This window comes from Pedobacter sp. GSP4, assembly GCF_051857575.1.
Taxonomy (GTDB): domain Bacteria; phylum Bacteroidota; class Bacteroidia; order Sphingobacteriales; family Sphingobacteriaceae; genus Pedobacter.
The window spans coordinates 612,395-627,033 of the sequence record NZ_JBPZIR010000001.1; the positions used below are offsets into that span (position 1 = coordinate 612,395).

Here is a 14,639-nt window from a genome sequence, read left to right on the forward strand (position 1 = left end):
TTGATTCATTTCATTCTCTTTTGGTGGGTGGTTCGGTAAAGTGCTTTTTCTCAAAATTGGTGGTTTTTATTCATATTTCAATCCAATACCCGCATTAATGCATTAAAGTGCCTGTAACCCATTCTCGGAACCAGTATGTTCATATTCTTTATCCAGGTTGAGCCGCTGCTGGTAATCCAGTGGAATCGAGGAGATACAGATTTTGGTCCCGCCACCGCTTTCAATGGAAAGCCGGCCTTCCAGTTGTCCGGAGAGGCCTTTGATAAGCTTCATGCCCAGTGAGCTTGCTTTATCGAACTGGAAACCTTTTGGGAGACCTTTACCGTTATCAGCCATACGCAGTTCAAAACTTCGATCAGAGACTTTTAAAGCAATATCAATTTTTCCTTTTTCATCTTTGTCGAATGCATATTTGATCGAATTGGTAACGGCCTCATTTAAGATAAGCCCCAAAGGTACCGCGGTAGCCACCTCAATCTCAACGTCATCAATATCCAGGCAGATATCTATCCGCTTAACCTCGAAGCTATCCTTGAGATATTCGATAAGTTCGGTAATGTAATGGGAGACTTTGATGGTCTTAACATCATCCGAAAGATATAATTTTTGATGGATCAGCGACATTGCATAAATGCGGTGCTGGCTTTTTTGTATGGCGTCAAGGGCGTCTTCCTGCAGGTATGCCGACTGGGATTCGAGCAGGCTCATGACCATGTGAAGGTTATTTTTTACCCTGTGATGAATCTCTTTGAGCAGCCAGTCCTTTTCTTTCAAGACATTTTGCAGTTTGCCATAGCTAGCTTCTATGTTCTGCTGTTGAAGATGCAGTTGGGCATTGCTTACCCGTTTGAGATGATACAGGCGCCAGAAGAGAACCGAAACCAATGTCAACAACACAGCAGCGCCGATAGCTACCTGTCGTTCAAATCCCTGTTTTTGCAAAATGCTTTCCTGAAGCCTGGTAGACTCGTTTAATAGAGCAATATTTTTTTCTTTCAGTTTTAGGTCAGCCTGTTTTTTTTGGACAAGCAGGCCTGCCTGTCTGAGCTGGATTTCCTGTGTTTTAGCGGATTGGGTCAATAGTGCCGCATTTTTTTTCAATAGCTGGATATTAAGATCTTTTGCGTGCAGTTCAGCTTGATTAATCTGGGTCCTGTACTGGAACTCCAGCTCCTGTGTATGCCGGTCTTTGCTTACTGCGTAAATGGAATCGTTTAGTTTTCTCACAGCTGAGAGCTTAGGGTAGGCGGTATTGAAACTACCAAGTCCGGAGTCGATCCTGGCCTGAAGGTCCAGGAATTTGAGATTGGTTTTGTTGAGCTTGTACATAGGAACAGCTCCATGCGGGATCAGGGTCTGATTGGCCAGTTTGAACTTTCCGTACCTTGCATAAAGATCGGCCAGTTCAAATTTGGGTTCCCTGTCCCAGTTGGCCCCGGCATAGCGCAGTGCCAGCTTATAGCTTTTTTCAGCTTCCTGAAAGTTGTTCAGTGACTTGTAGTAGTTCCCCATCGCAACATGATAGTAGAGGTTATCAGCATCGTTGCGGAATGGTATCTTTTTCACAATTTCTTTGAGGTACTGCTGTGCCTTCAAAGGTTGGTTTAGCAGGATTAGCTGCTTGATATAGGCATTTACGTAGGAATAAATGATAATAGTATTGTAGGAGGAACTTGCCAGGTCGATGATTTTCAGGTAGTACTCGTTTGTTTTTTTTAGGTCGTTTTTATTTTTATAGATGGCCACCAGCGTATAATAAACCCAGTACTTATCATCGTGGTCTAGGTCCGGTTTCAGGTTCTGTTCCATCAACTGTGTATAGTACAAAGCCTTGTAAAAATTCCCGGTATTGTTATAATAGGATGCATATATACTATATAATCTAGCCTTGGAGGGGAAGCCAATGATGGGCGCATTTTTTGAGACCAGCGCGTAATGTTCCTGCGGATTGATGTTGCCGAAGCCGGTGAGGGCATCAAGCACCTCGATGGTCTTTTTCATCACCTCTCTGGCGTATTTCATGTTTTTGATTGCAATACTCTGCTGCAGGGCCAGCTTGTAGTAAATCATACAGGAATCCAGATATAGCTTACGGTCCTCACCGGTATTTAGGCTGGCAATGTTATAATAGTGATTGGCAAAGTTCATCAACAGCTTGGTCTTGGAGGTGTCGGTGAGCTTCTTTAAAATTTTATAGACCTCAGGCATTTTCCCCTTTTCACGGTAAGCGGAGGTTTTTAATAGCAGGGCTTCATTATAGCCCTGTCGGTTTCCTGTTTTCTCGCTGAGCTGCCCGGCCAGGCTGAGCAGCGCTATCGCCGAGTCAAGGTGAGCGTCCTGTTGGCCCGAGCGATAGATATATATACTGGCCAACTTGAGCAAAAGGTCTATTTTTTTTTCCTGGGTGATCTTGCCGCTGAGTTCTTTTTTTACAGCCGGTATAAAAGCAGGGCTTATAGGGAAATATCCCGGGAAATACCGGCCGACTGCCGCATAGTTGCCGGTAAAGAGAATTCGGTTCTGTAAGTGGCCTATTCTGCCATAGTCTTTTACCTTCTGGTAACATGCAATCGCTTTTTTAAAACTTAGTACCCTGGTCTTAACATCCTGTTGGAGCCCGATCAGGTGCCATGCCCTTCCTTCAAGCTCAAACAGTTTGAATCTGGCCGCGCTGGCGATGACCTGTTTATACAGGCCCATGGCCTGTTCATCTTTCCCCTGATAAGTATTGCATAGGCCCATTAAAACTTTGGTTGTGACGATCCCTTTTGGGTAGAATAACCTGTTAGCTAGCTGACCTGCCCGAGCAAGAAGTATGCTGGCAGAGTCAAGTCTGCGGTCGCTATGGAATTCTTTCTCCATGTGGAAGTAGGCAAGGTCGAGCAGCATATCCACTTTTCTGGTATTCTCAGGGGCAAGTCTGATCTGCTTAGTCAGGCTCTGCGCCTCTGCAATTGAGATGGGGACATACATTGGTTCTGCACGGAGTGTTACGTGGCTAAAAAGTAGCAGAAAGAGAAAAATGATATTAATATAGGGTTTAATGGTTCTACAGTACATGTTCATTTTCTCGAATATTGGATATATCTGGATTTGTCTCGCTGGAGATTCACTAAAATGAGCTTTGGACAAGATATATGGTTCTATTTTCAATGTTTATCTGAAAATTATACCCGTTAATAAAATTACTAATCGTGATTCAAAGGTTTACCATCGGCATAAAAAATGTTGTGCGAATGATGGCGTTTGGCTCTTACTAAATTAAGGAATATTTGTTAATAAATAAATGCTTGATTGCCGCATGGTAACAATGGGAATTATGGTCCGAGATTTATACTGTGCAAAGATCACCTGAATTTCAAAAAAGCTTGCTGAAGCCCGGTCAATAGATTTTGATTAATGAGCCTTGAGAACGGTAAAAGTACTTCCAAATCTAATGAAAGTACTTTAGTATGAGCGTCAGGTAAAAAATCGATCACCTTATGATGTATCATCAGCAAACTTTCCGGAACCGGTATTATACCTATATATTTTCATGCCAGTCGAGGATATAATCTGCAACTTTCTCCCAGCCTTGCTCGCCGCAGATGAAATGGCTTTTTCCATCAAAAATCTTGAGGTCCACTCTACTTGAGCTGTGTTGGTATCTGCCGGCAATTGTTTTGGTCAGTTCTGGAGGGAAAATATGGTCACTTCCACCGCCGATGAAAAGCAGCGGAGCGTGCGGCTTTTTAAAATCAATGTTTGAAAAAGAGTCCAGGACAAGCTGCCGGCTGACTTTGAAACTTTCGGGAACAGCCAGTTTTGCAAATGCAGATGCTCGCATTTCATCCGGGAGGGTGTTAAAGAAGGCATAGTCATACCATTTCCGGCTTCCCATGAAAAACTTGCTGAAGGTAAAAAAACCAAATGCAGGGATGACGGTTTTCAGGGTCTGAAAGGGTGGGAAAACATTTTTCGGTGGCGCACCGTCTATACTCACGCCTGCCTGTGCCAGTCCCAGTTCAACAAGTTTTTGTACTGCCATACCTGCCATGGAATGGCCGATGAGTAAAGGCTTTTCATTCAGGGTGCCGATCAGGTCCGCGATATGGTCAACAATATCTATAAACCCTGTCTTGCGAAGATCGGGATGCACTTTTTTTCGCAGTTCGGCCGGGTCGCCCTGATGGCCCGGATTGGCCGGGCTGAACACCTGATAACCTTTTTGCTCATAGTGTTTTTTCCAGTCCACCCAACATTTGTCGTTAACAAAGTTTCCGTGAATGAGAATAATGGTTTTTGATCTGGCCATGATAATGATTTTTTGTTAAAATTTACCGTCTTTGACATAGGGATAAGTCCACAATAGGGTGGTGAGCACGATTGCCTTAAACCAGCTTTGGTATAAAGCATCAACAGTGGCGGCTTCATGTCCTTTTTTCGCTAAAAATTCTTTGATCGTAAGGGAGATCGGGACAATGAAAGCGATCATATACCTGTAATGAACAAAGGGCTCGGCCTCAACTCCGTCTGTCGTGTTTTTCTTGTCAATGTGCCTCAAGGCTATTTCATGCTGGTAATTCAGCCAGGTCTGATCAAATGGCTTAAAACATAGATCGAGGATCCACTGCTTAAAACGCAGTCTTACCGCTCCAAGGTAGTCAGCATTGGGCTGCCCGCCTTTAGAGAAGTAACGGATAAGGTGTTCATGGCTCCCTACATAGCCATACCATAAATCGAGTATGTCATCAGTCTGATCCTGCAAGATTTCTCCAGCCAGCTTTAGGTTGGCAGCGTCATCTGCCGTAAAAAATACTGTTTTTTCAAGCAGGTTTAGATCGGCTTCGCTTACAGGTGATCGGCCAACCTGGCCGTAGCTGTACCCTTTAATGTTTTCTGTCATTGGTTTGGTTTTGTGGTTGGTTTTTAAATATGAATTGGTTTTGTTTGTTTTTCGAAAAGCTTGATTACCTGTGCAGAGCATTCAGGGAATTCGTACTTGGGCACATATCCGGACTGGAATATTTCCCTTAGCCTGTTACACAGGATCATTGGCAAATATTTGCCAAAGTTTCTGTAAGCAATTTGGCCGCCTCGGGTAGTGACATAGCGGGGAGAGGACGTTATTGCATCCATGGTTTAGTAGCCACTTTGGATTGCTTTCTTTCGTGCGCGTCTGTACTTAACGACGCGCACAATAGCGCAACAATTATTATAGGAGCCAAATTTTTTGAGCAATACAAGCATAATTTTATGGCAACCTTTACCTGTTTTCGATTCAAGCATAGCCCTAGGGTGTTAATGCAGGTATTTTTTTAATTCAGCCGCTGCCTGCAGAAACAGGGATTTTGTCTGTGGGATTTCTGCAAGGCCGTTGAGAAGCCCGAAATCATGGATGACATCGTTGTATCGCACTGTGGTTACCTTAACCCCGGCCTCGCTGAGCTTGACTCCGTATGCTTCTCCTTCGTCGCGCAGGATATCGTTTTCGGCGACCTGGATCAAGGTCGGCGGAAGCCCTTTAAGTTGCTCCGGTGAGGCTTTAAGCGGAGAGGCATAAATCTCATTTCTTTGGCTTTCAGGGATATACTGGTCCCACATCCATTTCATCAGCGAACTAGTCAAAAAGCGCTGGGTACCGTATTGCTGGTAAGAGTTGTTGGTAAATTCAGCATTGGTCACCGGCCAGAACAATACCTGTATCTTATATAAATCATCACCTTTTGCTTTGGCCATTAATGCCGATGCGGTAGCCAGGTTACCCCCGGCACTGTTCCCCACTATTCCCAGTTTACTGCCATCGATATTCAGCTCATTTCCATGCTGCTTTAACCATTTTGCGGCGGCATATACCTCGTTGACAGGCTGCGGATAGTGGGCCTCGGGTGCACGGGAGTAATTGACAAATACCCCGGCATAGCCAGTCAACACGCTAAGGTCCCTGACCATTCTTTTATGGGTTGGATAGTCGCCAAGTACCCAGCCACCTCCGTGTATGAATAAGAAAGCTGGGATTTTACCGCTGACATTTTTGGGGCGCACGATATTTAAGGTAATTTTTACACCGTTCACTTCAATAATTTTCTCGGATTCCTCAATTCCCGAATAGTCGACTTTGAAAGCTGCCTGAGCACCGACCAGAACATTACGGGCATCGGCTACGCTCATTGTTTCCAGCGGCTGCCCGCCACTGTTTAAGGGTTTTAGAAAGCTTTTCATAGCAGGAGAAAGGTGAGGGTCATTGCTATAGTCTAACTGCGCCCTCACTGTGGTGAGGGAAAGGAACAGCGAGATTCCTACCAAAGCTGCCTTTTTTAATAGATTGTGGTTTTGGTTTTTCATTATTTTAACAATTAGTTGTAGTATCCTGTACTTTGCATCAGATGTTTGTGTTTCTAAATAAAAGCGAATGAGATGCCTTTTATTTAATTATTTGTTATTCAGTCATTTGTGTTTTTTTTTGCGGTGAGTAGATTAACGATATATCGTTAATATTTGAAATATGGTTTAATCCCTGTCGATCAGTCGAAAAACGTTGATTTTTTTTGGTGATGATGCAGCTAGAAATTCTAATGTGATTTCGACGCATTTGGTATTTTGACAAAAGTGGCAGTGCGTTCCGCGTTTAGCCCATCACCTGGTTACGCTTCAACTGACCATATGTTCCTGACCAAAGCGGCCAATCCTGGCTGAGACCGCTTTTTGAGGTTGATCATTATCGTGAGATCTTTTTACGCGGCATGAAATAAAAGTTCCCTGGACCAGTTCTTCAATCCGGTTATCTTTCCGTGTAGCCGATTTAATCGCTTTAAATCGTTTGATGTATGAAGTATTAAAGGGCAGCTCTGTAACTAGCCGGTTCTGTTCAGGGGGAGAACACACTTGAAAGAAAAAAATATTTAGCTTTTAGTTGCTTTAATTCAAGAAGTTGTAGCTGCTTTGCCCATTGCTTCGCTTCGGCCGACCCGTCTCATTTTGACCAAACCCATCTGCCGCTCCTTTACTGCAATTGGCTTCCTTGATTAGCTGCCTTTTTTGAGCTATGATCCGGTTTACTAGGATAGATTTTGGCTGTTTGCGCAACAAATTTCTGATTGTCAGGATATTACCTGATCAAGGCGGCTCCGCTTTGCTCCGCTGGTTTTGAAAAAATAATCTCCACACCTGCGCTGCGCTCCGGGTAGTATTTTTTTTCCAAAAGCCTTGCCTGTAATCCCTGCCCAACAGGAGCGGGTGCTTAACAAAAAGCCAGGAATGGCTCCCGCCGAAAGGTAGTAGGCTGGGTTTCACAATTTAATTTATCAAAAAATGGAAACAAAAGTAAAAGAAAACGGACAGGCAAGTGTGAACAGTGTTAAAGCCGACAAAACTCCAAGGTTTGTAGCAGGGAATCCGGTAAATGAGGTGGCAAAAAAGACAGAGGGCAAAGGTGTGGCGGAACCGCCAAAAGCAGAATCAAAGCCACAGCATGCTGACCCCTCAAAAGCAGATTTAAAGGAACAATTAACGCAGCAGAAACATGCTTTGAATTTAGATGAAACTTTGAAACTGGTGGCTGAACTCAGTAAAAGGACAGCTTTGCGTGATCGGTATAAAGGCTACATTGATGACCTTGCAGGCTTTGAGGAGGCACAAAGAGAAAGTTTGGACGAGTTGGAAGATGAAAGCGCTTTTCAGTTCTGTGAACTGGTCATTACCGATAATAATGGTAATAGGTTCATTACCAAAAGCCCGTCAGTGATCAGGGGGACGGTGGCTTTTATCAGTGGCCGTTTAGCAGAACGTTTGGCCGAGGTCGAAGCCGGTATTGTTCTGCCTGCCTAGAGATTCAATGCCTCCCGAGCATTCGGGAGGCCATTTATTCACTTAAAAGTCAATATGATGTTAGATGCGTTCAAAGAATTTTTAGACAAAATGTTTTGGGACGGTTATGCCGACCGGTTTGAGGATGATAATCCGATGGAGTTTTATAGCCAGTATAGGGAGTTCAGGCTTAATCATGGAGGACTACCGCTATGAAGTACGAAACAATATTCATAATGGTACGGGTACAGGTGCATGCCGACCACGAACATGTTTTTGATACGGTAAGGGAACTGGAAAAATATTCTACCCTGCTACTTACCGATACGGCAAATATCAATGTGCTTGAAACAGAAATACTGGTTTCAAGGGTTCACAATCCCAGAGTGAACCAAAGTAAAAGTAATAAATCAAACCCAGCACGTTTCCGCTGATGAAATGGTTTGGTACAAGCAGAACGCTGGACGAGGTCAAAGCGCTGTATAAAAAACTGGCTAAACAGTACCACCCCGATCTAGGGGGCGATACCCTGAGCATGCAGGAGGTTAATAAAGAATATGCTTTTGCTTCGGCTAAGGTGATCAAGGGCAAGAACCTGAATGAGCAGGAAACGGAAAACGAAATCTGCTTTTCGGCCGAGTACAGGGTGGCTATCGAAAAAATTATCCATTTGCAGGGGATAACCATTGAACTGGTAGGCTACTGGATATGGGTAACAGGCAATACCATAGCGGTTAAAAACGAGCTGAAAAATGCAGGGTTCTTTTTCGCCTCAAAAAAACTGGCTTGGTACTTCCGTACTGGCGAATACAAAAGCAGTAAGGGCAGCAAAAAAAGCTTGGAGGAGATCAGGGATAAATACGGCAGCGAGGTCATCAAGGGAAAGGCAAACAGTAAACAGTATTTAAATAATTGATTATGGGCTGGAAAGGAGAAAATCCCGATACGGTTTATCATCATTTTGATGATTCGGGTATCACGGTTTATCTGGATAAGGCGGATTGCTCAGGCGAAACTGAAAACTCAGCTAAGTTTTTTTGCCAGCATCAAAATTATTCCTCAGTGCAGGTGAAAGGGGTTTATTACCTGCGCGGGCATACCAAGCAGGTCCTTCATTCAAGGATTTTGGTCGGGGTTTTGGAAACGGAAACCCTGCCTCCCGAACTTTTTGAAATTATCCATTGCCTGACCTTTTGGAATCAGGAGGGCGCAGATTGCTACATGATAAATGCTGAAAAGCATGAAACCTACAGCGATTTTATTTTAAAATGTATCGCCGCAGACTGCAGGGTTTTTGTAGAGCCGTGTGCTGATCGGTTTGTCACGGGCAAAGGTGGCAACCACGTTTGGGTAAGCCATAAGGATAGCGGCAAACGCATTTTATTCATTCATTTTTAATTAAAAACGGTTAGCGCTGACCGTCATTTGAGCGCACGATATATGAAAACATTAGATTTAAATAACACTAAAATTTTCTGCCAACTGATTGAAAAAATGAAGGGGGCAGCGCATTTAAAAATTGCAAATGAACCCTATATGGCGTTAAGCATTGAAAGGTTGGCCGAGGGGGTGGGTATAGCGAAATACAATAACGGCTACGTGTACAGCCTTGCCCATTATTACGCACTAAACGGTGATTTGATGAGTGATCCGGAAATGACTTTTATCGTCGTTACGGGAGAGGCCGGTATTGCCAGCCCCGAAACGGTAAAGGTTATACCCTGCTCGTTTACCCAGTCGGATATGGGTGTTTACGAAGAGAGCGTGCGCTTTAGCAGTGAAACTGCTACCGACTATGATGCGGACATGCAAACCGATCATACCGAATTTGCTAATGTCTGGCTAGGCAATATTAACGATCAGGGATTTTTAGAACAATGAAAGCGCTGCATCTTCTGTCGGGGTCAGAAAAAGCAAGGCTTTTACACGACCTATTTCCTGAAGAAATGCCACTATTGCTTGAAGATATCAGGCAGTTTTGCGACGATTTTAAGGCAAATAAAGAGCAATACCGCAAGGATTGGGATAGTGGTTTTATTTCTTTTGACTATTGGCAAAGCCTTGCAGGCGAAACGGCTGGTATTTTAAAACGGCATACTTTCAATATGGTTCGCAGCAGCAGGGTGTTTTCAGACCAGTTATATTTTACTTACACCTCACTGTTCGTAACCGACCGTATTGTAAAGTATGCGGCAAAAGGGTCTCAGAATGAAAAATTTAGACAGGCAGTAGTTTTACTGTTCAATCCCTAAAGTCATTCGTTTAGCCCGTAGGAGTCGCCGCAAAAATGCGCGCGGCCCTAACGGTCGAAAAGTGTTTAAAATCATTTAATCAAAATCTAGAGAATAAACTGGCTAGCGTTTGATCCAATAGCACTAATTTTTTTACCCTATCTATAAGTTTGTGATATGGTGTTTTTAAATTCTATTAGTCTAATGCTAAGTGTATTTGATTTTTATGTGCTAATCTAGTATTTTATCTTGGAAGGAAAATTAGAATAGCCCAATTGCCAGTCGGTTTTAGGCGAGAACCATTTTTTGAAATGGTTCTCGCCTTTCTATCCTTAATTATATAATTTAGGGCCTTTAGATTATAAAGTGCCCGATCTCGGTGAAGAATTTTCTTCTGCGGATTGATAATGCACTCTTTTATGTTACCCTAATCCAAAAACAATAAATGGCATATCAACTCAATAAGCTCAATCCAAATGATTTTGAAAAGCTCATACAAGCACTTACCAAAAAGATTCTAGGTCATGGGAGTATCTCTTTTGGATCGGGGACGGATGGAGGAAGGGAAGCCACTTTCAGGGGAAAGGCAGACTTTCCGAGCCATCAGGGGGCATGGGATGGCTACTGGGTGGTCCAGGCAAAACACAAGAATATTGATGAGAGTGCAATAGACGATTTTAGCTGGATTAAGTCACAGCTGACCATAGAACTGAACAAATACCATAAGAGGATAAAAAAAGTAGAGGTGCCTGACCACCTCCTCTTTTTTACCAATGCCCGCCTCACAGCTGTTGCGGGCGCAGGAGGAAGAGATAAGGCCAATGAATTGGAACGAGATTACGAGTTAAAATACCATATTAAAAATATTAGGATCATATCCTTTGACGATATCATCGATCTCTTGAATATCCATAGGGAAGTTGCAACCGCTTTTGCGCCCTTTATCCTTTCGGGCGACGTACTTTTTCAGTTGTTGAACATGTTGGAAAAAGATGAAAAGAAAGTCCAGCGGACAAAGGAGGTTATTGCTCGTTACGTGGAAGCCGAATTCCTAGAGGATGTCCAGTCCAAGCTGGATCACGCAGGGAAGCTCACGCAGGACAAGGTCAATTTAGAGAAAGTTTTTATAGACCTTGAAGTGGTAGATAACAATCCATTCCTGCCGAAAGAAAAATTTGTCAGCTTAGTCCTCGAATGTGGGAATAAGATTGTTAAGTTTGATAATAGCCCCCTGACCAGTCGCCATGTACTTGTCGCTGGTCCAGGTTATGGGAAATCAACCCTAACCCAATTTATACTGCAAATCCACCGCGCAGAGTTGCTTATGGACATGTCTAAACGCGTAAATATTTTGGAGGAGGTGAAAGATTTCTTAGTAGATTACCCAGAACTAGTTACCCAGAAGCTTAATTGGGTCAGATTGCCTTTTAAGATAGCCTTGAAGGAATATGCAGAATGGATCAATAAAACTCTAGCGGCAGAACCCCATGGAGTGGTTTCGGTGACGGAATACCTAAAAATCAATATCAAAAAAAAGACTGGGGAAACACTGGAACTAGCAGAATTCGAAAATTTATTGCAGCAAATGCCAAGCCTGTTCATATTTGATGGACTCGATGAAGTCCCTGTATCTTCTAACCGGGGCGATGTGCTTCGCGAAATCAAATCTTTTACTGATGTTTTCCTACGCAGGTTAGAAGCCGACGCAATCATCATCGCTACTACTAGGCCTCAGGGCTACTCTGCGGATTTTGACCAATATAAATATAATCATTACGAAATCGTTGACATGTCCCCTATGGACTGTGAGCATTATTTGGAAAGATTACTAGAAAACCTGATCGATCAAGCGCAAGATCGCGAAGACAAAATGCAAATATTAAAGAAAGCGCTGAAAGATAAGGTAGTATCCAAAGTCATGAAATCACCACTTCAAGCTTCAATTATGGCAATCTTGGTCAAAAGTGGGGGCGATCCGCCCAACAACAAATATGATCTTTTTACAGAATATTTCAATGTCATCCTGTCTAGGGAGAAACAGCGTGGCGTATTGCCGATTATTTCGGACAAGCCAGCCTATATCAAGGATATCCACAGAAAGCTGGGCCTTTATCTACAGGCTACTTCTGAAAAAGAGATCAACCCGTCTGGGGAGATTGATGCCCAGGAGTTCCAGAGCATAGTGAGTAGCTTCCTTTTGGATAAGGGACTGGAAAAAGAGGATCTTGCCGAAAAGACCGATAAACTGATGGAAGCCACTACCGATAGATTGGTCTTCATCAGTGAGGTGAAGGACCAGAAAATCGGCTTTGCGATCAGGTCGTTACAAGAATTCTTTGCTGCTGAAGGCTTTATCCATGGGATGAGCGATGAGGTAGTCAGGGACCGGATCAACTCGATAGCCAGGAGCGCTTATTGGAGCAATACGCTCTTGTTTGCTATCAGTTATCTAGCCAAGGAACGCCCTGCGATCCTATATTATATCGAATCATTATGCGCGGAACTCAACGGCAGCGGAGAAGATAGCGGTTCCCAAAGCTTGGACAGTATTGCAAAAAATGGTTCCTGGCTAGCTTTGTACATCTTGAATGAAAGGATTTTTCAGGACAACCCGAAACTAGAAAATAAGTTTTGCCGCTTTCTCGAGCCTCTTTTCTATCTCCCCTATAGTGGTAAAATGGATGATTTGATGCTTCTTTCCGACCGGATCATTGATACTTGGGTTCGAACATTCATTTCTGAAGCACTTAAAAAGGATGGTGCCAACCAAGCAGCCTGGAAAATATTGGGCGCGATGATTGAAAAAGACATCCAGGTTGGTGATATCTTGGCAGGTGCATTGGATAATGAAAATATTTTCAAGGTAGCATCTTACCTTAGCAATGGAAGGTACAACGATTTTATCATGGACAGCTTCCTGAATGCTATTAATGAAAATACCAGGGCAGAAGTGCTCGAATTCATGAAAGATACTTCTAACCTTTCATTTTCTTTAGATCTATGCAGGAGCGCCCGGACAGAGGTCAGTAGGCGCATCATATTTGAATCGATTTTCTTTATTTCATTGATGGACCATGGGCCAATTGATCATGCCCAGTTTTACAACGCCTTGGGAATTACCCTCGCATCTGATGAAAAAACATTTGGTCTACTGTATAATTATACTAATAGGGAACAAGTTGATATTGTTGACGGCTTCAGCCTGATCTTTAGTAAGATAGGGTTGGCCCGTGCTACAGCACTGAATAAGTTATTTGTATACGCGGAGAAAGTAAGGTCGGCACTCGTGCTTACCTTTAGAAGCTTTCTACAACAAGTGACCCTAGCACAATACCTCGATTTTAATGGACAACTTTTAAGTGCAGGAGAAAAGTATCGGGACCTAGTTTTTATTTGTATTAAAGACCTCAACGGCTTTTTTCAAAAAGTATGGATAGAGAGGTTGGTACATGCACACTCGCTGCAACAAGCAATCGATGAAGTAAACAATATTGATTTGGAAGAGGTAAAGCAATTCCCTAACCGCAACTATAGGTCAACTGGAAGCAAAGTATTGATGGTATCCGAGCTTGAATCCAGATTAGGAGATTTTGTATCCCTGTACAGCGAAAAAACTATAGAAGAAGAAGTTTTCGTCAGCTTTAGGAGCTTTTTCCCCTGGGCGTTGGTTAACATGGAGCCTTTTGAACAGGAAAGCCTTGCCCAAAGGCTAGACCTGATCTCTTTTTACGGAAGATCATTGAAGCCAAGTTGGCAAAAACATGAATCTATTGGCATTGTATCAGTCCTTTACAGCCTTTGTTTCTTCGATATTACAGAGGTAAGAAGCTACTTAGAGACTTTAGCGCATTTCGAAAAAATTCCGTATATACTTGACCTCCACGACTATCAGATCTTGCCTGATTTTTCCCGAAAGTCATGCGCCGTTATCGCAGATGTTTTAAAAATCCAGTTACTCAGCAATGCACCAGCACCTTGCAGGTACTTGCTACAATCTATATTGACACACCTTAAAACATTTAATGAGCTTCTCCATGAGATCATCCCTTACTCAGAAATCTTAAACCAAGAAAATGTGGGCACGGACATCGCTAAGGCGGTAATAATTCTTTTCGATCCCAAAATTAGCCTGAGGCACGTAGAAGTTTTCAAGGAAATATACCTCGCGCAAGAAAATAGCCTGGGATCGGAGAAGCTACCACATGTCATCATACTTGCCCTGCAAAGCCTCCCGGTAAGTGAGCTTACTAGCGAACTGTTAAAATTCATCTGGGAAAACCGGGAAATAATGGGCAAAAGTTATGCTAGGGATCTGGCCAATCACATTCGGTACTACACGGGCAACTTCCCATCTAACTTATCCATTCAGAAACTAATGAAAAGTGAATATGATTAAACGATGCCACGAAATTGATATTTCGAGGGAAATAACGTTTGAAGTGCGCTGTTGCTGATTTTTAGCGTTTTCACACTTCATTTTCAGTATCTGGATTTATTCTGTCGTCTCGATAGCAAATCGCACTGCAGATGCTTTAGAATACGCAAAAAAAGAAGGAACAGACTGTGGGGAATTGGCTAAAAGTGTGCAGTGATTCTCGTTCCAAACTGCACACCCCATTTTTT

General features: G+C 43.1%; 11 protein-coding genes. 7 read left to right on the top strand and 4 right to left on the bottom strand.

Going from position 1 to position 14,639, the window contains the following annotated elements:
- Positions 1 to 102: 102 nt before the first annotated feature.
- From ACS5PU_RS02525 to ACS5PU_RS02540, 4 genes are all read right to left on the bottom strand, one after another.
- Positions 103 to 3,066, bottom strand: a complete 2,964-nt coding sequence (locus tag ACS5PU_RS02525) for a tetratricopeptide repeat-containing sensor histidine kinase (RefSeq protein ID WP_439457691.1) — start codon at positions 3,064 to 3,066, stop codon at positions 103 to 105.
- A 457-nt stretch (positions 3,067 to 3,523) separates the two neighbouring features.
- Positions 3,524 to 4,294 carry an alpha/beta hydrolase gene (locus ACS5PU_RS02530; RefSeq protein ID WP_439457692.1) on the bottom strand — a complete coding sequence of 257 codons (771 nt, stop codon included), beginning with the start codon at positions 4,292 to 4,294 and terminating at the stop codon, positions 3,524 to 3,526.
- Positions 4,295 to 4,309: 15 nt separating this feature from the next.
- Entirely contained in the window at positions 4,310 to 4,885 is a 576-nt protein-coding gene (locus tag ACS5PU_RS02535) for a protoglobin domain-containing protein (RefSeq protein ID WP_439457693.1), read from the bottom strand.
- Positions 4,886 to 5,280: 395 nt separating this feature from the next.
- Positions 5,281 to 6,324 carry an alpha/beta hydrolase gene (locus ACS5PU_RS02540; protein WP_439457694.1) on the bottom strand — a complete coding sequence of 348 codons (1,044 nt, stop codon included), beginning with the start codon at positions 6,322 to 6,324 and terminating at the stop codon, positions 5,281 to 5,283.
- 966 nt (positions 6,325 to 7,290) lie between these two features.
- On the opposite strand from ACS5PU_RS02540, the gene ACS5PU_RS02545 reads away from it, so the two are divergent.
- The 7 genes from ACS5PU_RS02545 to ACS5PU_RS02575 all read left to right on the top strand — a co-directional run bounded on the left by ACS5PU_RS02545 (position 7,291) and on the right by ACS5PU_RS02575 (position 14,412).
- The gene (locus tag ACS5PU_RS02545) at positions 7,291 to 7,806 is read left to right on the top strand and encodes a hypothetical protein (RefSeq protein WP_439457695.1); all 516 of its coding nucleotides are present in this window, start codon (positions 7,291 to 7,293) and stop codon (positions 7,804 to 7,806) included.
- A 191-nt stretch (positions 7,807 to 7,997) separates the two neighbouring features.
- The gene (locus tag ACS5PU_RS02550) at positions 7,998 to 8,219 is read left to right on the top strand and encodes a hypothetical protein (RefSeq protein WP_439457696.1); all 222 of its coding nucleotides are present in this window, start codon (positions 7,998 to 8,000) and stop codon (positions 8,217 to 8,219) included.
- On the top strand, positions 8,219 to 8,701 hold the full coding sequence (locus ACS5PU_RS02555) for a J domain-containing protein (protein WP_439457697.1): 483 nt from the start codon (positions 8,219 to 8,221) through the stop codon (positions 8,699 to 8,701). Before ACS5PU_RS02550 ends, ACS5PU_RS02555 begins: the two co-directional genes overlap by 1 nt.
- A gap of 2 nt (positions 8,702 to 8,703) precedes the next feature.
- Positions 8,704 to 9,183 (top strand): hypothetical protein, encoded by a 480-nt coding sequence (locus ACS5PU_RS02560; protein ID WP_439457698.1) that lies wholly within the window; start codon positions 8,704 to 8,706, stop codon positions 9,181 to 9,183.
- 42 nt (positions 9,184 to 9,225) lie between these two features.
- Complete coding sequence (locus ACS5PU_RS02565; protein ID WP_439457699.1) at positions 9,226 to 9,666, top strand: DUF6908 domain-containing protein; 441 nt, start codon at positions 9,226 to 9,228, stop codon at positions 9,664 to 9,666.
- A complete protein-coding gene (locus ACS5PU_RS02570) occupies positions 9,663 to 10,037 on the top strand; it encodes a hypothetical protein (protein WP_439457700.1) in 375 nt (124 codons plus the stop codon). Before ACS5PU_RS02565 ends, ACS5PU_RS02570 begins: the two co-directional genes overlap by 4 nt.
- A 424-nt stretch (positions 10,038 to 10,461) precedes the next feature.
- A complete protein-coding gene (locus ACS5PU_RS02575) occupies positions 10,462 to 14,412 on the top strand; it encodes an NACHT domain-containing protein (protein WP_439457701.1) in 3,951 nt (1,316 codons plus the stop codon).
- Positions 14,413 to 14,639: the final 227 nt, after the last annotated feature.